16 protein-coding genes and 1 pseudogene are annotated in these 18,840 nt (G+C 62.9%); 7 read left to right on the top strand and 10 right to left on the bottom strand.

The features are described 5' to 3' along the window. The first annotated feature begins 279 nt into the window (after positions 1-279). The 4 genes from VSR34_RS05285 to VSR34_RS05300 all read left to right on the top strand — a co-directional run bounded on the left by VSR34_RS05285 (position 280) and on the right by VSR34_RS05300 (position 5,897). The gene (locus tag VSR34_RS05285; RefSeq protein ID WP_028210272.1) at positions 280-1,431 is read left to right on the top strand and encodes a branched-chain amino acid ABC transporter substrate-binding protein; all 1,152 of its coding nucleotides are present in this window, start codon (positions 280-282) and stop codon (positions 1,429-1,431) included. A 261-nt stretch (positions 1,432-1,692) separates the two neighbouring features. Continuing rightward, on the top strand, positions 1,693-3,192 hold the full coding sequence (locus tag VSR34_RS05290; RefSeq protein ID WP_028210271.1) for an aldehyde dehydrogenase family protein: 1,500 nt from the start codon (positions 1,693-1,695) through the stop codon (positions 3,190-3,192). A gap of 108 nt (positions 3,193-3,300) precedes the next feature. Continuing rightward, positions 3,301-4,473 carry an FAD-binding oxidoreductase gene (locus tag VSR34_RS05295; RefSeq protein WP_028210270.1) on the top strand — a complete coding sequence of 391 codons (1,173 nt, stop codon included), beginning with the start codon at positions 3,301-3,303 and terminating at the stop codon, positions 4,471-4,473. Between the two features lie 203 nt (positions 4,474-4,676). Further along, on the top strand, positions 4,677-5,897 hold the full coding sequence (locus tag VSR34_RS05300) for a PLP-dependent aminotransferase family protein (protein WP_342962114.1): 1,221 nt from the start codon (positions 4,677-4,679) through the stop codon (positions 5,895-5,897). Between the two features lie 54 nt (positions 5,898-5,951). Here VSR34_RS05300 and lhpH read toward each other — a convergent pair whose 3' ends face one another. Beyond that, complete coding sequence (lhpH, locus tag VSR34_RS05305) at positions 5,952-6,959, bottom strand: trans-3-hydroxy-L-proline dehydratase (RefSeq protein WP_028210268.1); 1,008 nt, start codon at positions 6,957-6,959, stop codon at positions 5,952-5,954. 241 nt (positions 6,960-7,200) lie between these two features. On the opposite strand from lhpH, the pseudogene VSR34_RS05310 reads away from it, so the two are divergent. The 3 genes and pseudogenes from VSR34_RS05310 to VSR34_RS05320 all read left to right on the top strand — a co-directional run. Beyond that, a pseudogene (locus VSR34_RS05310) lies at positions 7,201-7,356 on the top strand (haloacid dehalogenase); the annotation flags it as partial. A 2-nt stretch (positions 7,357-7,358) separates the two neighbouring features. Continuing rightward, positions 7,359-7,997 (top strand): NUDIX hydrolase, encoded by a 639-nt coding sequence (locus tag VSR34_RS05315; RefSeq protein ID WP_042289484.1) that lies wholly within the window; start codon positions 7,359-7,361, stop codon positions 7,995-7,997. A 59-nt stretch (positions 7,998-8,056) separates the two neighbouring features. Beyond that, the gene (locus tag VSR34_RS05320) at positions 8,057-9,262 is read left to right on the top strand and encodes an MFS transporter (RefSeq protein WP_342962034.1); all 1,206 of its coding nucleotides are present in this window, start codon (positions 8,057-8,059) and stop codon (positions 9,260-9,262) included. A 31-nt stretch (positions 9,263-9,293) separates the two neighbouring features. Here the strand turns inward: VSR34_RS05320 and VSR34_RS05325 are convergent, their stop codons facing one another. The 9 genes from VSR34_RS05325 to VSR34_RS05365 all read right to left on the bottom strand — a co-directional run bounded on the left by VSR34_RS05325 (position 9,294) and on the right by VSR34_RS05365 (position 18,784). Further along, entirely contained in the window at positions 9,294-9,545 is a 252-nt protein-coding gene (locus VSR34_RS05325) for a hypothetical protein (protein WP_342962035.1), read from the bottom strand. A 41-nt stretch (positions 9,546-9,586) separates the two neighbouring features. Continuing rightward, on the bottom strand, positions 9,587-9,892 hold the full coding sequence (locus tag VSR34_RS05330; protein ID WP_081715851.1) for a hypothetical protein: 306 nt from the start codon (positions 9,890-9,892) through the stop codon (positions 9,587-9,589). Between the two features lie 248 nt (positions 9,893-10,140). Then, complete coding sequence (locus VSR34_RS05335; protein ID WP_028210263.1) at positions 10,141-11,721, bottom strand: isocitrate lyase; 1,581 nt, start codon at positions 11,719-11,721, stop codon at positions 10,141-10,143. Positions 11,722-12,465: 744 nt separating this feature from the next. Then, entirely contained in the window at positions 12,466-13,479 is a 1,014-nt protein-coding gene (locus VSR34_RS05340; RefSeq protein WP_342962036.1) for a 2Fe-2S iron-sulfur cluster-binding protein, read from the bottom strand. 72 nt (positions 13,480-13,551) lie between these two features. Then, positions 13,552-14,577: a hypothetical protein gene (locus tag VSR34_RS05345; protein WP_342962037.1), complete on the bottom strand. Its 1,026-nt coding sequence runs from the start codon at positions 14,575-14,577 to the stop codon at positions 13,552-13,554. A 472-nt stretch (positions 14,578-15,049) separates the two neighbouring features. Further along, positions 15,050-15,634 carry an HD domain-containing protein gene (locus tag VSR34_RS05350; RefSeq protein WP_342962115.1) on the bottom strand — a complete coding sequence of 195 codons (585 nt, stop codon included), beginning with the start codon at positions 15,632-15,634 and terminating at the stop codon, positions 15,050-15,052. Between the two features lie 156 nt (positions 15,635-15,790). Continuing rightward, on the bottom strand, positions 15,791-16,663 hold the full coding sequence (locus tag VSR34_RS05355; protein ID WP_081715850.1) for an SDR family NAD(P)-dependent oxidoreductase: 873 nt from the start codon (positions 16,661-16,663) through the stop codon (positions 15,791-15,793). Positions 16,664-16,703: 40 nt separating this feature from the next. Beyond that, positions 16,704-17,396: an SDR family NAD(P)-dependent oxidoreductase gene (locus VSR34_RS05360; protein ID WP_238327628.1), complete on the bottom strand. Its 693-nt coding sequence runs from the start codon at positions 17,394-17,396 to the stop codon at positions 16,704-16,706. An 83-nt stretch (positions 17,397-17,479) separates the two neighbouring features. Further along, on the bottom strand, positions 17,480-18,784 hold the full coding sequence (locus VSR34_RS05365) for an MFS transporter (RefSeq protein WP_051390741.1): 1,305 nt from the start codon (positions 18,782-18,784) through the stop codon (positions 17,480-17,482). Between the last annotated feature and the right edge of the window lie 56 nt (positions 18,785-18,840).

Consider the following 18,840-nt stretch of genomic DNA (forward strand, 5'->3'; position numbering starts at 1 on the left):
AGTCCACGCACAATCGGGTGTCTCCGTGCAACCGGGTATCTCCCAATGCCTGCAAGGTGACGCTTCATATCGGCGCACCACGCGTGAGCATGGGCTTGATGAGAAAAACGAATCATGTGGTGATTAGATTTCGTTTGATGCGCCTCATGGGGCTGCCGACAATCCGCTTACGTCCCGCCCCCTGGCAGCGCGCGGCGAGAGACGAACGCCGTGCGCCGAAGGTCCGTGCGACTGACGGGACGCATCGAGTGCCGATTTCCCATACCGAAGGAATATCCTATGCATCCCCGTTTCCTTGCTTCTCGTCGTGGCTGCGCGATCGCAGCGTCGTTGATGTTGGTTGCCGGCGCCGTGAGCGCGCAGGAACGGGTCGTGAAAATCGGTGTGGCCAGCCCGCTCACGGGCGGGGGCGCGGCGTATGGCAAGGACATCGAGAACGGCGTGCGTCTCGCCGTGGACGAAGCCAACGCGAAGCATCCCACCATCGGCGGGAAGCCGGTCAAGTTCGTGATCGATTCGCAGGATGACCAGAGCGACCCGCGCATTGGCGTGCAGGTCGCGCAGCAACTCGTGGACGACAACGTGGCCGTGGTGATCGGCCATTTCAATTCGGGCACGACGCTGCCGGCCTCGAAAATCTACGCGAAGGCCGGCATTCCGATGATCACGCCGGCGGCGACCAACCCGGCCATCACGCAGGGCGGCTTTCCGAGCCTCTATCGCGTGATCGCCACCGATGCGCAGAACGCGGGCAACGCGGGCAACTATGCGGCGACGGTGACGAAGGCGAAGCGTATTGCCATCATCGACGACCGCACGGCCTTCGGCCAGGGCGAAGCCGACGAGTTCGAGAAGGCCGTGAAGGCGGGCGGCGGCACGATCGTGGCGCGCGAGTTCACGAACGACAAGGCCGTCGATTTCAGCGCACAACTCACGAGCATCAAGCGCACGAATCCCGACCTCGTGTTTTTCGGCGGCCTCGACGCGCAGGCGGCCATGATCGTCAAGCGCATGCGCCAGCTCGGCCTGAAGGCGCAGTTCCTCGCGGGCGGCGGCGTCATGGATGCGAACTTCATCAAGCTCGCGGGCGATTCCGCCGAAGGTGCCTCGGTGTGGGAATACGGCCAGCCGCTCGACACGCTGCCCAAGGGCCGGGACTTCGCTGTGAAGTTCAAGCAAAAGTACGGCATCGACATGCTCGCCTACGCGCCGTTCGCCTATGACGCGACGTGGGTCGCCATCACGGCGATAGAGAAGGCGGGTTCCACGAGCCCGGCCGACTTCAACGCCGCGCTGAAGGCGACGAGCTATGACGGCATCACGGGCAAGATCGCCTTTACCGCCCAGGGCGATCTGAAGGGGCCGAGTTCGACGCTCTATCAGGTCAAGAACGTGGCGTGGGTGCCGGTCACGACGCGCACCGCCGACTAAACCCGGGAACCGGTGTCCCCCGGCTGACGCCCGCCTGGTCGGGCGTCAGCAGTCTGTTTCCGATAGGAAATGCATCATGCGCCCGCGCTGCGGGCGTATGGTTTGGCAACAGGCGCGGTGCGGCCCGAAGCTCCGCCCATGCAATGCGCGTAAGATGGCTAAATTGCCGTAATTTTCGTATTGTCGCCGCCCCATTGCGCGTGTATAGTTTCCGAAAGTAGCAATGTTTCGTATCGGGAATTCTTTTGAGGGATTGTACCTATGAAAGCTTCCACCATCCTGTCGGATCTCGGTATTTCCCACCTCACGGAAGCGGGCGACATCGCCGTGCATTCGCCGATCAACGGCGAGCTGATCGGCCGCGTCGCGAGCCAGTCGGCGGCCGACGTCGACGCCGTGCTCGCGAAGGCGCAGGAGGCGTTCAAGACCTGGCGCAATGTGCCGGCGCCGCGCCGCGGCGAACTCGTGCGCCTGCTCGGCAACAAGCTGCGCGAACAGAAGCGCGCGCTCGGCAGCCTCGTCACGCTGGAGACCGGCAAGATCTTCCAGGAAGGATTGGGCGAAGTGCAGGAGATGATCGACATCTGCGATTTCGCCGTTGGCCTCTCGCGTCAGCTTTACGGTCTCACCATCGCTTCGGAGCGTCCTGGCCACCGCATGGCCGAGACCTGGCATCCGATGGGCGTGTGCACCGTGATCTCGGCTTTCAACTTTCCCGTTGCCGTGTGGTCGTGGAACGCCGCGCTCGCGCTCGTGTGCGGTAACGCCGTCGTCTGGAAGCCCTCGGAAAAAACGCCGCTCACCGCGCTCGCCGTCAACAAGCTTCTGCAGGACGTGCTCAAGGAATTCGGGGATGCGCCTGAGGGCCTGACGAGCCTCGTCATCGGTGGCCGCGAAGTGGGGGCGAAGCTCGTTGCGGACCCGCGCTCGAGCATCGTGAGCGCCACGGGCAGCACGGAAATGGGCCGCACGGTCGGCGTGGAAGTTGCGCGCCGCTTCGGCCGCTCGCTGCTGGAACTGGGCGGCAACAACGCGGGCATCATCTCGGCGACCGCCGATCTCGAACTCGCGTTGCGCGGCATCCTTTTCTCGGCCGTGGGCACGGCGGGACAGCGCTGCACGTCGCTGCGCCGCCTCTTCGTGCACGAGAGCGTGTACGACAAGGTGACCGAGCGCCTCAAGACGCTGTACGGCAAGGTTGCGATCGGCAATCCGCTCGAACAGGGCACGCTGATGGGGCCGCTCATCGACGAGCAGTCGTTCACTCGCATGCAGGCGGCGCTCGAGCAGGCGAAGCGCGAGGGCGGCAAGGTGTTCGGCGGCGAGCGTCATACCGTGGCGGGCAACGAAAAGGGCTTCTACGTGCGTCCGGCAATCGTCGAAATGCCTTCGCAAACCGAAGTCGTCCTGAAGGAAACCTTCGCGCCCATTCTCTACGTGCTCAAGTACCGCGACTTCAACGACGCCATCGAGGCGAACAACGCGGCCCACCATGGCCTCTCGTCGTGCGTGTTCACGACGGACCTGCGCGAGAGCGAGCGTTTTCTCTCGGCCTCGGGCAGCGATTGCGGCATTGCGAACGTGAACATCGGGCCGAGCGGCGCGGAAATTGGCGGCGCGTTCGGCGGGGAGAAGGAAACGGGGGGCGGGCGCGAGTCGGGCTCCGATGCGTGGAAGGCCTATATGCGCCGCGCGACCAACACGGTCAACTATTCGTCGGCGCTGCCGCTCGCGCAGGGCATCGATTTCAACGTCGAATAAGCGCGTTTGGCGTGGAGGTCCGGGCGCATCGCGCGCCCGGACCCTGCACTGATTCACTCGATGTCGTCTGGCGCACGCGCGCAGCACTTACCCGTTCTGGAGCAAGTCGTGAGTTCTCAAGTCGTTATCGTTGGCGGCGGAGTCATCGGTAGTTCTATTGCTTACTTTCTGCGCGCAACCGACCCAACGGTTTCGGTGACCGTGTTCGAGCGCGACCCGAGTTATGCGCGCTCGTCTTCGGCGCTTTCGGCCGCGTCGATCCGGCAGCAGTTTTCCACGCCGCTCTCGATCCAGATGTCGCTCTTCGGCATCGAGTTCCTGCGCGGCATTGGCGAGCGGCTCGAAGTCAACGGCAGCCGTCCGTCGATCGATCTGCACGAGGGCGGCTATCTTTTCCTCGCCACCGAGGCGGGCGATGCGACGCTGCGCGAAAATCACGCGCTGCAGACGCGCCTCGGCGCAGACATCGAACTCATGTCGCGCGACGCGTTGCAGGCGAAGTTTCCATGGCTCAACGTCGAGGATCTCGCAAGCGGCGCGTATGGCCGCAGCGGCGAGGGCTGGTTCGACGGCTACGGCCTCGTGCAGGCGCTGCGCAAGAAGGCGCAGTCGCTCGGCGCGCGCTATGTGGCGGCGGATGTGACAGGCGTCGTGCGTAGTGGCCGCAAGGTCACGCACGTGATCGCGAGCGACGGCGAACGCCATGCGTGCGACACGCTCGTGAACGCGGCAGGCGCGTGGGCACGCAAGCTCGCCGTGATGATGGACATCGACATTCCGGTTTACGCGCGCCGCCGCAGCATTTTCAATGTGTCGTCACCGGCGCGGCTGACCCATTGCCCGTTGCTGATCGATCCGTCCGGCGTGTATTTCCGCCCCGAGGGCAACACGTACATTACCGGCACGTCGCCGAGCCCGGAAAACGATCCCGATGACCTGCCGCTCGACGAGGTCGATCACGCCATTTTCGACGACGTGATCTGGCCCACGCTGGCGCACCGCGTGCCGGAGTTCGAGGCGCTGCGCGTGGAGAATTGCTGGTCCGGCTACTACGAGTACAACGTGCTCGACCAGAACGCCATCATCGGGTATCACCCGGCAATCGACAATTGCGTGTTCGCCAACGGCTTCAGCGGGCACGGTCTGCAGCAAGGGCCGGCAACGGGGCGCGGTGTGAGCGAACTGATTCTGAATGGCAGGTACACCACGCTCGATCTTTCTTCGCTCGACTGGTCGCGCGTGCTGGAAAATCGTCCTATCGTCGAAAAGAACGTGGTGTGATGCCGTAGTGACGATCGAGTCAGGCGACGCAAATTTGAGGCCCGTATCACGGGCCTCTTTCGTTTGACCCGCCGCCTCGCCATGAACGAAGGCGCGCGGGACGCTTGATGAGCAAACCGCAAGATGTGGTGATTAGATTTCGTTTGATGCGCGCAGGCGGCCCGACCACAATCGAAGCTTATCCGGCCACCGCCATTGACGACATGTACGACTTCACCGCACCTTTCCAGCATCCGGCCGGTTCGCCGATTCGAGAGCTTTTCAGGTACCTGGCACAACCAGGCATGATTTCCTTCGCCGGCGGCTATCCCGCCAGCGATCTTTTCGACGAGGAAGGGTTGCAGGCGGCTGCCGCGCGCGCATGGCAGGCCCCCACACAATGCCTTCAGTATGGCCCGACCGACGGCTTGCCGGAGCTGAAGGCCCAGCTCCTCGCACTCATGGCGCGGCGCGGCGCGATATGCGCGCCAGAGGAAATGCTGATCACCACGGGCTCGCAGCAAGGGCTCGATCTCTTGTTGCGTGTGCTGCTCGATCCGGGCGACACGGCGTTGACGGAGCAGCCTGCCTATCCGGCCACGCTGCAGGCCCTCAGGCTCCAGCAGGCGCGTGTCGTGACGGTGCCGGTGGACGGTGACGGCATCGACGTCGATGTGCTCGCCGCCCGGCTCGCATCGGGCGTCATTGCGCGGCCGAAATTGCTGTACACCGTGCCGACCTTCGCAAACCCTACCGGGGCCACGCTCACGCGTGAACGTCGCCTCGCGTTGCTGCGCCTCGCCGTTCAATACCGCTTTGTGATCGTCGAGGACGATCCCTACGGCGATCTGCGTTTCGCCGGCCAGGCCATGCCCTCCCTGCTCGCGCTGGCGAGCGAAGTGGAGGGTGCGCGCGCCTGGGTCGTGCATTTTTCGAGTCTTTCGAAAGTCGTCGCGCCCGGCTTGCGCGTGGGCTGGACGATCGCCCCCGCCGAAATCGCGCGGCGCTGCGTGATCGCCAAGCAGACCGCCGACCTGTGCAGTACACCGTGGACGCAGGCGATCGCCGCGCACTATCTGGAAGCGGGCTCGCTCGAACAGCATCTGCCGCGTATCACACAAGCGTATCGGCGCAAATGCGAGGCGCTCTGCGATGGCCTGCGCGCGGAATTCGAGGGCGAAATCGCGTTTCATCAGCCCGAAGGCGGCATGTTCGTGTGGGCGCGCATGCCCGGCGTGGCGATCGATGCGCTTTTGCCGAACGCGATCGCCAGCAACGTAATATTCGTGCCGGGCAAGGCGTTTTTCGCCGACCAGCCGGATAGCGCCTCGCTGCGCCTTTCGTTTGCCGCGCCGAACGTTGACGAGATTCGCGAAGGGGTGGCGCGTCTGAAGCAGGCGGCGCAGGCTACGCGCGCGGCGCAGGTCGCGTCGGCGCGTGCGTGAAGTGCATTGAATCGCGGCGTTGCCCCTCCAGGGGGTGTCACGCGGCAGACCGGCTTACCGAACGAGGAAGCCGTAAGTCAGCGGGTCACGCTCGTCTACGATCCACGTTGCGAAGCCGCACACGAACGCGTTGCCTTCGACTTCCGGAATGACTGCACGGAAGCCGCCGACCGTCGTTTCGCCGAGCACACGTCCCTTGAAGACGGTGCCGATGATGGATTCGTTCACAAGGGTCTCGTCCTTGCCGAGTTCGCCTCGCAGATACAATTGGGCGACGCGCCCGCCGGTTCCGGAGCCGGTCGGCGAGCGGTCCACCTCGCGGTCCGCAAACACGCAGCAGTTCGCTTGCGTCGAGCCCGGGTGTCGCGGTGCGCCGGCAATGATGGTTCCGTATATGTGATTGATCTCCGGAATCTCGGGATGGACGACAGGGTACGCCTTGTTGGCGGCTTCCTTGACTTCGGCGCCGAAGCGGATGAGCGCCTCGGCCGACGACTCGCGAACTTCAAGACCATGCGGGTGACCGTCTGTATAAAAATAGAACGCGCCACCGAAGGCGATATCGCCCTTGACGGTGCCAAAGGAAGGCGTCTCGACGGTCACATCCCGCTTCCAGATGAAGGACGGGACGTTCACGAACCGCACATTGCCGGCGTGCTCGCCATCCCACTGAACGTATGCCTCGATGAAGCCGCAGGGAGCGTCGATGCCGACCCGCGTTTCCGGCACCTGGCGCTGCACCCAGCCAAGCTCGACCGCGGCGGTGGACAGTGCGATGACGCCGTGTCCGCAGTGATCGCTATAGCCCTCGTTGTGGAGGAAGATGATGCCGAAGTCGGCGCTCGGGCTGACCGGTTCGGTCAGATAGCCGCCGTACATGTCGGCATGGCCGCGCGGCTCGAACATCAACGCGGTGCGGATTTCGTCGGCGTTTTCCTTGAGCCACGCACGACGCTTGACGATGGTGTCGCCAGGGAGGCGGGGGAGGCCGCTGGTGACGATGCGGAAGGCTTCGCCGCCGGTATGGACTTCGACTGTCGAAATGGTACGCGTAGTTTTCATGGTGTTTTCACGTGCGATGCGTGGTTGTAACGACATCCGTCTGGCTCGTCCTGCGCGGGTGAAACATAGGCGCCGGGCGCGGGCTTCCAATGCGCGAGGACAGGCAAGCAAGCGTCAACGGAGAAAGCGCCATAAACTGTAGCGGAAATCGCGAGCGGAAAGGCTTCAGCATGGCGACATGCGTTTGTGCATACGCTCGACGCACCGTGGTCTCCGTCAACGACAGCAGGGAGGCGCAATCGTGGAACTGACCGACTTCGACCGGCTGACCTTTGACTGTCATGGCACCCTGTTTGACCGGAAGAGCGGCATTTTCGATGGCCCAAAGACCCTGCTCGAACACGCCAGGGCGCCGCTCGCACGCGACCAGGTGCTTGACGCACGTGCACGCCACGAACCATGACCACGCCTTCGGGACAAGATTCGCTGATAGCACGTCTTGCGCAGGCTCGGCGGCTGCTCGCACTCGCGCAAACGGGTTTGCACTACGCAACGAGCCCCTTCGACACGGAAAGATACGCCGAGATCGCACGCATCGCGCATCTTCAACTTGCAGAGATGGCTTCCATGCAAGCATGCGATGTCGCCGCGCTCTTCGCGTCGGAAACGGGCTATGCCAACCCCAAGCTCGATGTCAGATGTGCCGCCTTCAACGAGGCCGGGCAGATCCTGCTCGTGCGGGAGGCCGTGGATGGCTTGTGGTCCCTGCCCGGCGGGTGGGCCGATGTGGGCGTCTCGCCCGCCGAGAATGCGGCGAAGGAAGCCCGCGAAGAAAGCGGCTATACGGTGAACATCGTCCGGCTGCTTGCCGTGTGGGATATGCTCAAGCACGGTCATCCGCCTTCCGTGTTTCACATCTGGAAGCTGGTTTTTCTTGGGGAAATCGTGCAGGCGGGCGAGATATGCGGCGCTGAAACCGACGCAGTCCAGTTTTTCGACGTCGATGACCTTCCCGCTCTATCGCAGGGGCGAATTCTCCCTGAACAGATTCGACGCCTGCATGCGTTGCGCAACAGCGGCGATGTCGAATTCGACTAGGACCAGCGGCGCAGTACGGCCGTTTCGTTAGAACGCTACATTTGTGTCGACCTTATCGAATGCAAAGCGAACCGCAAGTCAGTGTGATCCGGCAGATTCCGCGCAGTGTCTGGGTGCTCGGGTGTGTCAGTCTGTTCATGGACATTTCGTCCGAAATCATTCACAGCCTGCTGCCGATGTTCCTGGTGGCAAGCCTCGGCGCGAGTGCCGGCGCGATCGGCATCATCGAAGGCGTCGCCGAGGCAACGGCCCAGATCGTCAAGGTGTTTTCGGGCACGCTGAGCGACTATCTGCACAACCGCAAATGGCTCGCAGTGGCCGGCTATTCGCTCGGCGCGTTGAGCAAGCCCATTTTCGCCATTGCGCCGACGGTTGGGGTCGTGGTCACGGCTCGTGTCATGGACCGGGTCGGGAAGGGTATCCGGGGTGCGCCTCGCGATGCGCTCATCGCCGATGTCACGCCGCCGCAACTGCGCGGTGCGGCCTTTGGCCTGCGTCAGGCGCTCGACACGGTCGGCGCGTTGCTCGGGCCGCTGCTGGGCGTCGCCATCATGCTGGTGTCGGGAAACAACTTTCGGCTCGCATTCTGGATTGCCGTCATTCCCGCAGTGCTCACCGTCACACTGCTGACATTCGGTGTCAGGGAGCCCGTGCATGAGGCTTCCGTCAAGAAGGGCAATCCCGTGACCTGGACGCGCCTCAGGCAGCTCGGCACGAACTATTGGTGGGTGGTCGGCGTGGGCGCTGTTTTCGCGCTGGCGCGATTCAGCGAGGCGTTCCTGGTGCTTCGCGCAATGGGCAGCGGCGTATCGATCGCGCTGGTTCCGCTCGTCATGGTTGCGATGAACTTCGTCTACGCACTCTCCGCTTATCCGTTTGGCAAGCTCGCGGACACGATGAGCCACACCCGGTTGCTGATAGCCGGCCTCGTCGTATTGATCGGCTCCGATATCGTGCTCGCGCACGGCGCGCACTGGAGCCTGGTCCTCGTGGGAGTTGCACTGTGGGGGCTGCACATGGGCATGACCCAGGGTCTGTTTTCCGCGATGGTCGCCCACACGGCGCCGCCAGATCTGCGGGGCACCGCGTTCGGCTTCTTCAATCTGCTGAGCGGTGTGATGACGCTGGCGTCGAGCGTCGTCGCGGGCCAGTTGTGGGAACGTTTCGGCGCAGCCACTACGTTCTACGCAGGCGCCGCATTCTGTGCGGTTACCGTTGTGCTGCTCCTGGTCCATCCGACGCCGATCGCCAGCGAGGGGCGCTAAGTCAAGGACGTAGCCACCTTTCGATCGGGAATCACGTGGCTGGCTTCTGGGAACGGGCGGCATCGTGCTGCGCGGCCCGTTCCTCTGCATGGGCCTTCGCAAGGTGACGTCCGACGATGCAGCCGCCTACCGCGCCCGCGACTGCGTGGTGACCCGCATAGTGTCCCGCGACACCGCCGACGACCGCGCCCTTCAGGCAGCCGGCGGCGTGTGCCGATCCGGCTGCCGCCAGTACGAGACCAGTAGCCGCAGCAAGTGTCCTGATACGGTTATTGACGTTCATGTGCTCAGCTACTGATGTGAAGGTTCAGCGGCGAAATCGGCTCAATAGCCCCAGCGATCATGGTCGCGCCAGGCTCGCTCACGCCATTGGTGCTCGCGCCGTTCGTGTTCTCGCCATTCGCGTTCGCGCCACTCACGCGCACGCCAGTCGTCGTCGCCGCGCCAGGCGACCGCGACCGGTGGAGGCGCATACTCAGCGGGCGGCGGAGCGACATAAACAGGCTGGGCCGGGGCGTAGGCCACGCCAGGTACTTCAACGCCCAGTGCTACATCTACGTGGGCGAACGCTGCGCTCGACGCTGCCAGCGCCGCCGCACCCAATACCACGCCGAGAATCGTCCTTTTCATTTCGCTGCTCCTGCGCACTTGATGTGCGTTGCTGGTGGGTACGGTTCGCAGTGTAGGCGGCGGACCCGGACACAGGTGCAACGGCGATGCTAGATTCGTAACGTTGCATTATCGGGTCTGCGCGTTCGGTTTTGCAGCCACGAATCCTGCAAAGGCGTTGGCTTGTGATAAGCACCCCGCGAGCTAACGCGGACAAAAAGAAACGCCAACCTGAAGCGGTTGGCGTTTTGCGTGGGGTATTGCGAGTATCAGAACTGGTTCATGGTGTTGTCTTTACCCGCCGCTTTCAGGGCTGCTTCGCCGCTGAAATACTCCTTGTGGTCGTCGCCGATGTCCGAGCCGGACATGTTCTGGTGCTTGACGCATGCGATGCCCTGGCGGATTTCCTTGCGCTGCACGCCAGCCACATAACCGAGCATGCCCTGGTCGCCGAAGTATTCGCGGGCCAGGTTGTCGGTCGACAGTGCCGCGGTGTGGTAAGTCGGCAGCGTGATCAGGTGATGGAAGATGCCGGCTTCGCGCGCCGCATCGGCCTGGAAGGTGCGGATCTTTTCGTCGGCGGCGAGCGCCAGTTCGCTTTGGTCGTATTCCGCGCTCATCAGTTGGGCGCGATCGTATGCCGACACATCCTTGCCTGCGGCTTTCATCGCGTCGTACGCCTGCTGACGGAAGTTCAGGGTCCAGTTGAACGACGGGCTGTTGTTGTACACCAGCTTGGCATTCGGGATGACCTTGCGGATCTCGTTCACCATGCCGGCGATCTGGCCGATATGCGGCTTTTCGGTTTCGATCCACAACAGGTCGGCGCCGTTTTGCAGCGCGGTGATGCAATCGAGCACGCAGCGCGCTTCGCCCGTGCCGGTGCGGAACTGGAACAGGTTGCTGGGCAGGCGCTTGGGACGCAGCAGCTTGCCGTCGCGCTTGATGACGACGTCACCATTGCCCAGTGCGTCGGCCGAAATTTCGTCGCAGTCGAGGAACGAATTGTATTGGTCGCCCAGGTCGCCCGGCGCGTGGGTCACGGCGATCTGCTTGGTCAGACCGGCGCCCAGCGAGTCGGTACGGGCCACGATGATGCCGTCGTCCACGCCCAGCTCGAGGAAGGCGTAGCGGATGGCGCGGATCTTGGCGAGGAAGTCCTCATGCGGCACGGTGACCTTGCCATCCTGGTGGCCGCACTGCTTTTCGTCGGACACCTGATTTTCGATCTGGATGCAGCATGCGCCTGCTTCGATGAACTGCTTGGCCAGCAGGTAGGTGGCTTCGGCGTTGCCAAAACCCGCGTCGATGTCGGCGATGATGGGGACGACGTGGGTGATGTGGTTGTCGATTTTTTCCTGGATGGCGGCTTTGGCAGCGCCTTCGGCCGCGTCCAGCTGGCGGAACAGGCCACCCAGTTCACGGGCGTCGGCCTGGCGCAGGAAGGTATACAGCTCGCGGATCAGTGCGCTGACGGCGGTCTTTTCGTGCATCGACTGGTCCGGCAGCGGGCCGAACTCGGAGCGCAGCGCGGCCACCATCCAGCCGGACAGGTAAAGGTAGCGGCGCTCGGTGCTGTTGAAATGCTTCTTGATGGAGATCATCTTCTGCTGGCCGATGAAGCCATGCCAGCAGCCCAGCGACTGGGTGTACTTCGACGGGTCGGCATCGTAGGCGGCCATGTCGGCGCGCATGATCTTCGCGGTGTACTTTGCGATGTCGAGGCCCGTTTTGAACTTGTTCTGGGCGCGCATGCGGGCCGCAGACTCGGGATTGATGGCATTCCACGCGCTGCCTTGTTTCTCTTTCAACGCAGCAACTGCCTTGATGTCGTCTTGATATTGGGCCATTTGGTTCTTCCAGGAGTGAGCGAGTTTGAAAAATGGCTGAATGTCCCGTTGTGGCTGCCGGAACACACTGCATGAGTGAATTGTAGGCTCCTTCCGCGTCCAAGAGTTATGTCTTATATAAGACATATGACTTAAATTTGTGGTTATTTTTCAATCGGTTATAGGTAGCATATCGTAATGTGAAACGGTATTTTGGTAAATGGAAAGGATGCGTTTGGAGAAATCGGGCGGAATCTCACAATGTGAAATCCGCTTTCGAGGATCGGAAAAACGCCAGGTATGGAGGGGAGGTCGCAGAAGGAAAGGGCTCGAGCCTGACCGCGACCCGGCGCGGCTGCGCCGCGTGAGCGCTGGAACCGGCGGCGCGCTTTCGACTGGGCTAGCCGTGCGCCCGACGGGCTGCGGGAACAAGTTGCGCAGTCACTGCAAGAAGTCACTGTATGAACGCCGGCGGGCTCCCGTGTAGCTCCGACGCGCATGGCTTCAGGGTTGTCTGCCGATGGCGGTGCTGCGGACCTGCGTTGCCGCGTGGCGCATTGCGCGCCTGACGCGCGGCTGAAGGCGCGCGAGCTCGAGGTCTTCTGCGATGTCAGCGCGATACGACGACTATGCCGTAGCCGCGAAGATGGAGCGTATCGGGATCGCGCCGCGGCGGCATTGGGCAAGCGAAACCGGGAATCCGCCGTGTTTCGTCCACACAAGAGCGACGGCGCGTATCTACCGCCGCGGGATGAACAGGGTCGGTCATCGGCCTTGTGACACGTAGCCTTCCGAATGGATCAGGTCGGACTTTGCACCGAGCGCTTTCGCCTGGGCGGCGCAGGCCTCGGTGAAGTCCGGGCTGCCCGCAATGAACACGCTATAGGCGCTGAGATCCGGAAACAGTGCTGGCAGCAGGGCTGGAATGCGCCCGCTCCTGAAGCCCGGGGCCTCGCTACGGGTCAGCGTCGGAATGTAGCGGAAATTCCGGTAGAGACTCTGCCAGTAGCCGAGCACGCCGCTGCCGTAAACGTCGCCAGGCGTTCTTGCCGAAAACAGCAACGTTACGGGTTGTTTGTAGCCTCGACGTAAGGCGGCCTCGGTCAACGACAGGATGGGCGCCAGGCCCGAGCCGGCCGCCATGCACAACACCGGAGTCTCGGAAGACGGATCACCGATGAACGTGCCGTACGGGCCCGAAAGCCTGACGACATCGCCTACCTTGAGTTGCTCGTGGATCCAGACAGACGTCGCGCCACCGTCCAGTCGGGTTACCTGCAATGCGATCTCGCCATCGGGCCGTGGCGCATTCGCAATGGAATAACAACGGGCCGGCGCCCCCGAAAAGTGATCGCCTAGCGTCACATATTGCCCGGGCCAGAAGCGCATGACCGGCTCGACGGGCCGCAGGCGGAGTTCGACGATACGCTCGGTCCGACGGATGCGGTCGACGAGGATGTAGGTCATGGCCTCCTTCGGCGGAAAGAGTCGGGGTCTCGAGCCGTCGAAGTCCCATTCGATCTCGAGCGTCTTCGACAGGGGCTTGGCCATGCACATGAGGCCATAGCCTTGCTGGCGCTCTTCCTGGGACAAGGCCATGTCGAGCACCAAACCCTGATCGAACTCGCCCGAGCGCACCTTGACCTTGCATTCGCCGCACGCGCCGGCGCGGCAGTTGCTGGGCAGCGCGTAGCCTTTGCGCTCCAGGGCCTGCAATACGGTGTCGCCGGGCAAGCAGTCGACGGTCTTGCCCGATGGCATCAGACGGATTTCGCTCATTCTTGAGTTCGCAGATAAGAAAGGGACTGCAGCCGCGGGGCGGCTGCAGCGTCGCTCAGAGGGTCGCGCGACTCAGAACACCGGGATGATGTCCTTCATGTCGATATCCCGGATCTCCTGGCCGGTGATGCCCACTTCGGGAATCGCCGGGAAGGGGATACCGTAACGGTCGAGTACGCTCTTGAGGTTGAGCATCGCATTGCGCCAGTTCTCTTTTTTTGTTTCGTACTCCGGAATCTGGAAGCCGGCCTTGCGAGCCACCGTTTCGCCTGCGCGCTGGTTGGCGATGAAGTCTTCGGGCAGATCCCAGAAGTCCATCGGTGGCTCGAACAGCACGGCGGACAGGAAGAGGTATCCGGCGCGGACCTGCTTGGTGATGAGCGCTTTGTTCTCCAGTTCCATTTTCGGGTAGTCGCGCTCCATCAGTGCCATGCAGATGGCCATGTGGCGGCCTTCGTCCCGGCCGATGTTCCGGAAGGCTTCCTTGAAAACGGGCTCGGTGCAGCCGGCGGCCATCTGATGAAAGATGGTGGCCGCAGCGATTTCGCCCATCAGAAACGAGCTGAACAGGACGGCCAGCGGATACTTCGGGACGGCGGCCTTGTAGCCCGTCCAGTAACGTCCGCCGTTGTAGTAGAGCCACTTCGCATTCTTCTGCAGGCGTTTGCCGAGCTCGGTTTTGGGCGAATACGTCAGCGGGTCGGGGTGCTCCAGCAGGCGCGTGATCGCCGCGCCGCACATCTGCTCGTGGTTCTGCTCATCGCGGGTCACCGAAAAGAAACAACGGCGTACCGCGTCTTCTTCATGCACCTCGTAGGTCTTGATGAATGCCTCCGCGAAGACCGGCGGCGCGGAAGCATCGAACACGGACAGCAGGGTCCACCAGTATGCGATGGCCTCGCGCTCTTCCCAGCTGTAGCGGGCCGGGTCGAACGTCGCCCAGGGGAGCTTCTTCACATCCCAGTATTCACGCTGTGACGCGTCCCAGACTTCTTCCAGCTTGGCAGTGCCCGCGTGCCAGCTCAACGGGTAGACGTTGGGCTGTTCGGTGGCGGGCGGGAACTCCATGGTGCGGGCGAGTTTCTCGTTATGACTCACAGACGTGTCTCCTTGAGGCGAAAGCGACGCTTGACAAGAGGGCCCGCCGAAGAGGGGCGGGCAAAGGTAATTAATTAACCGACCGGACGGTAAATTAATGTATCGCATCGAACGTCGTTTTTTATTGATTTAAATCAACTCGGCGGAGGCCGCACCGGTGAGGACGTGACGAAGCAATGCGGGCCTCACGCAAGCATGCACAAGGGCACGTTTCTCTGCATGAGCGCGCAAATCTGGAATCAGGAGTCGGCAAACCTGCGTGGCATTTCCACTGAAAACCTGCAACGCGGCGAGTGGTCGAGGGACCAGGTTCGCGAGGGGATCCGCGATCTGCTGGGACAGATGCCGCGCCTTGATCGCTTGCCAGGCTGCTCTCACTCTCTTGGTGGAGACCAGGAGAAAGTAAGTACAGCTGCAAGGCGCGGGGAACGTCGCGGACGGCCGCTTCCGCGGTTGAAAGTTCGCTTCAGTTCTATCCCGCCTCGGTAATCGCGCGGTAGATCGATCGTTTGGGCGCCTTCATCACCCGCCGCACGATCGGCTCGAATACCTCGATTGCACACGTCTTCGCAGTGGCGTCGAATGCCGGATCGTCGTACCGATCCACGAACTCGAGCGTGCGTTGATAGTGGGGGTGCTCGCTGAGCTGATCGCGCATATGGCGGTCCATGCCGATGTGGTGAAAGAAGTTGTGCCCCTGCACGATTCCATGGTGCTCGATCATCCAGAGGTTAGCCTCGGAGACAAATGGTTTCAGTATGGCGGCCGCGATTTCCGGATGGTTGTACGAGCCGGTCGTGTCGCCGATATCGTGCAGCAGCGCGCAGACCACGTACTCATCGTCGCGGCCATCCCTTAGCGCCAGTGTGGCGGCCTGCAGGCAGTGTTGGTAGCGGTCGATCGGGAAGCCGCTGAATTCCCCGTCGAGGAGTCTCAGGTGCGCAAGAACTCGCTCGGGCAGTCGGGAGAAATACTCGGCAGCTTGAGGCTTGATGATCTCCCAGTCTTCGCGGGTACTGTCTTGCATGCGTGTGAACGTTGCGCGTTTCGGTTTCATCGGTGAGGTAGTGAGTGTGGTGGTGTAGAGGGATTCAGGCGATCGACGGAACAGCGCGAGCGCCGCCGACGATTCACTCAATCGATTCACTCAATCGATTCATTCAAGCCCGATTCCCGCGCGCCGTAATCGGGACGCGCCTGGTGCGGCGGCCGCTCATATCACCGCGCCGCCATTGGGGCTGATGACCTGGCCGACGAAGTAGTGATCGCCGGCGAGGAACGTCGCGACCGCCGCATATTCGTCCATGGTGCCAAAGCGCCCCGCCGGTATGAGCTGCCAGAAGCGGTTGCGTGCCTCCTCGCCGATCGAGTCGAGGTATTGTTCGAAGAACGGTGTCTGCACGCCGCCAGGCGCGAGCGCATTGACGAGAATGTTTCCGCCGGCAACTTCGGCAGCCACGGTCCTGGTGAAGGCGATCACCGCCCCCTTCGACGCGCTGTAGTGCGGACTATGCGCGCTAATGGTCGAAAACCCGGCGACCGATGCGAGATTCACGATGCGCCCGTAACCTTGGGCCTGCATCAGCTTGAGCGCTTCGCGCGTGCAATAGAACATGCCGTGCACGTTGACGTCCCAATAGCGGTGCCAATCCTCGTCCGTGATCTCGCTCGTGAAGCCGAGCGCCTGCCTGGGTTGCGGGGTCGTGATATACGCGTAATGCCTGTTGCGGCGCATCTCGTCTGCTGCCGCTGTCGGGCCCAGCGCCGCGTTATTCACGAGGATGTGCAGGGTGCCAAAGCGCTCCACGATCGTTGCGAACATCTCGCGGACCCTGGCGCTCGAAGTGATGTCGCAAGCGAGCGCGATACAGCGCGCCCCGATGGCTTCGACCGCTTCCCGCGTTTCTTCGAGGGCCGGCTGGTCGACATCGCAGATGACGATGTCCGCGCCCGCTCGCGCGAAATGCCGTGCGATCACGCCGCCGAGGCCGCGACCGGCGCCGGTGATGAGTGCGACGCGCCCCTGAAGGGGACGCGCGTTAGCCAGCGCTCCACTGGAACGTTCGATCTGCTCGTTTTTCAGCATAGATTTCTCCGCTTTCGGGTAACTGTGTTCGCCGCGACGCTCAGGCACGACGCATCAAGCTGTAGCTTTGTGCCGTCGGACCACCGTCGGGCATGCTGGCGAGGAACAGGGCCAACGGCACCACGTCTTCCGGTTGCTTGGCCCACTCGCCGGGCGGCATCGGAACGTCACGGGTCATCGCCGTCTTCACCGGACCTGGGATCAGTTCGTTGACGCTGATGTTGTAGTCGAGCAGTTCCACCGCAAGCGACTGGGTCAGCATCCAGAGACCGCTCTTCGAGCAGGAGTACGCGGAAAACCCGGCAACGGGACGGTTACGCTGGCCCGAGCCGACCATGATGATCTTGCCCGCCCCGCGCCGGCGCAGATACGGGATGGCCGCATGCGCGGTGTGATAGGCGCCAGTCAGATTGATGTCGATCGTCTTGCGCCACTCGGCCGGGTCGCTGTCTTCGATCCTGCGCAGGTCGGAGGCGACACCGGCGTTGGCAACCACGATATCGATGCCGCCGAAGACTTCGCTTGCGCGCCGGAACAACGCGACTGTGTCGTCGTAGTCACTGACATTGGCCGTCAGGGCAAGCGACGCCCCTCCTGCTTCACCGATCATGGCAGCGGTTTCGACGATTTCCCCTTCGCTGCGCGCACTGCATACCACCGAGGCGCCGGCGCGCGCATAGGCAAGCGCAATCGCACGGCCGATGCCGCGGCCAGCACCCGTGATCACGGCCACTTTGCCGTCGAGCGAGGAAGAAGTTTGGGTTTGTGTCATGAGACGACTCCTGTAGGGATAGCGAGGCGGATCGCGCCGCCGCGCTACCATCGTGTTGATTCGAAGCGGCGCAGGTCTCGCTCATAGGTCGCTTTGGCGCAGCCGAAGGCCAGCGCGGCGCCAACTGAGACCAGCGGAATCCACTGCAGCGCGCCGAGCAAACCGATGCGGTCTGCGAGCAGGCCGGTCACATAGGGGCCCGGCGCACCGCCGAGCAGGTTGTTCGCGAGCGTCAACGTGGCGAGTGCCGTCGCGTGGATCGAGGCTGGCACGAGGTTCGTTGCCATCGCACCGGCCGGCCCCCAGGTGCCGGCGGCGAGAAACACACCGGCGGCGATGACCGCGAACTGGGCGGCGCCCGTCCCCATGCGCATGCCGATCATCAGCAGTACGCATGATCCGAGGCAGTACCCGATCGCCAGCGTGACCTTGCCGCGCGGCGAGTTGCGCGCGACCCGGTCCGCGACAACCCCGCAGAGCGACATGCCCACGCCGCTCACGATCAGCATGAGCGCGGCCGCGAGAGCGGACTTCGCCGGCGCCATATGATGGTAGCGATTGAGGTAGCTGGGCAGCCACGCGATGATGGCGTAGGCGGTGAACAGTTGAAGACCGCTGCCCACGTAGGTGAAAACCAGCGTGGGCGTACAGAAGAGCGATTTGAGAAGCTCCGGCAACGTTTGAGAAACGCCCTTTGCACAGCGCTCATGTCGACGCGCATGGCGTTTCACGCGGGCTTCGGTAACGGTTGCGGCGCACGCCAGGACAAGGAGCAGGCCGAACAGCGCCATGCCCACGAAGGCGACGCGCCAGCCAAAGCGTGCCGCAATCACGCCGCCGGTTGCCATGCCGAGCACCGAACCCAGCATTCCGGCGGAGGTGAAGGCGCCCGTGAGCGTGGCTCGCATCGAGGCCGGAAACACGCTCAGGATGATGGCGAGACCGACGCTGCCATAACCGGCCTCGCCAATCCCCACTAGCAGGCGCGCAGTGAGCATGTGACCGTAGTTCCTGGCGAGCCCGCACCCGAGCGTGGCGAGGCTCCAGAAGAGCGCCATCAGTACGACGCTTCGAGTCCGGTTCCAGCGGTCGGCGACCAGGGCGACCGGAAAGGCCAGCAACCCGACCATCAGGCCAACCACGCCGCTGAGCAGACCGAGTTGCGCGTCGGTCAAGTTCCATTCGGACTTGAGTTGCGGGAATACCGCATTGAGCACCTGTCTCGACATGTAATCGGAGAGCATCAACCCGAAAATCAGCCCGAAGACTACCCAGGCATATACGCGAGGGTGGGTGGGCCGCACAGTGACGGCGGCCCCTGTCAACGAACCAACGTTTTCTTCCAGCATGCTGACCTCTTGTCGTTTTCAACCCGCAATTCGTTGCATCGAAATGGGATGCTGTT

This window comes from Paraburkholderia sp. JHI2823 (assembly GCF_038900695.1).
GTDB classification, from domain to species: domain Bacteria; phylum Pseudomonadota; class Gammaproteobacteria; order Burkholderiales; family Burkholderiaceae; genus Paraburkholderia; species Paraburkholderia mimosarum.

Coding starts and splice junctions, on each gene's coding strand:
- VSR34_RS05285 (WP_028210272.1), top strand. CDS start 280: ATGCATCCCCGTTTCCTTGCTTCTCGTCGTGGCTGCGCGATCGCAGCG.
- VSR34_RS05290 (WP_028210271.1), top strand. CDS start 1,693: ATGAAAGCTTCCACCATCCTGTCGGATCTCGGTATTTCCCACCTCACG.
- VSR34_RS05300 (WP_342962114.1), top strand. CDS start 4,677: ATGTACGACTTCACCGCACCTTTCCAGCATCCGGCCGGTTCGCCGATT.
- lhpH (WP_028210268.1), bottom strand. CDS start 6,959: ATGAAAACTACGCGTACCATTTCGACAGTCGAAGTCCATACCGGCGGC.
- VSR34_RS05315 (WP_042289484.1), top strand. CDS start 7,359: ATGACCACGCCTTCGGGACAAGATTCGCTGATAGCACGTCTTGCGCAG.
- VSR34_RS05320 (WP_342962034.1), top strand. CDS start 8,057: ATGCAAAGCGAACCGCAAGTCAGTGTGATCCGGCAGATTCCGCGCAGT.
- VSR34_RS05325 (WP_342962035.1), bottom strand. CDS start 9,545: ATGAACGTCAATAACCGTATCAGGACACTTGCTGCGGCTACTGGTCTC.
- VSR34_RS05330 (WP_081715851.1), bottom strand. CDS start 9,892: ATGAAAAGGACGATTCTCGGCGTGGTATTGGGTGCGGCGGCGCTGGCA.
- VSR34_RS05335 (WP_028210263.1), bottom strand. CDS start 11,721: ATGGCCCAATATCAAGACGACATCAAGGCAGTTGCTGCGTTGAAAGAG.
- VSR34_RS05340 (WP_342962036.1), bottom strand. CDS start 13,479: ATGAGCGAAATCCGTCTGATGCCATCGGGCAAGACCGTCGACTGCTTG.
- VSR34_RS05350 (WP_342962115.1), bottom strand. CDS start 15,634: ATGAAACCGAAACGCGCAACGTTCACACGCATGCAAGACAGTACCCGC.
- VSR34_RS05355 (WP_081715850.1), bottom strand. CDS start 16,663: ATGCTGAAAAACGAGCAGATCGAACGTTCCAGTGGAGCGCTGGCTAAC.
- VSR34_RS05365 (WP_051390741.1), bottom strand. CDS start 18,784: ATGCTGGAAGAAAACGTTGGTTCGTTGACAGGGGCCGCCGTCACTGTG.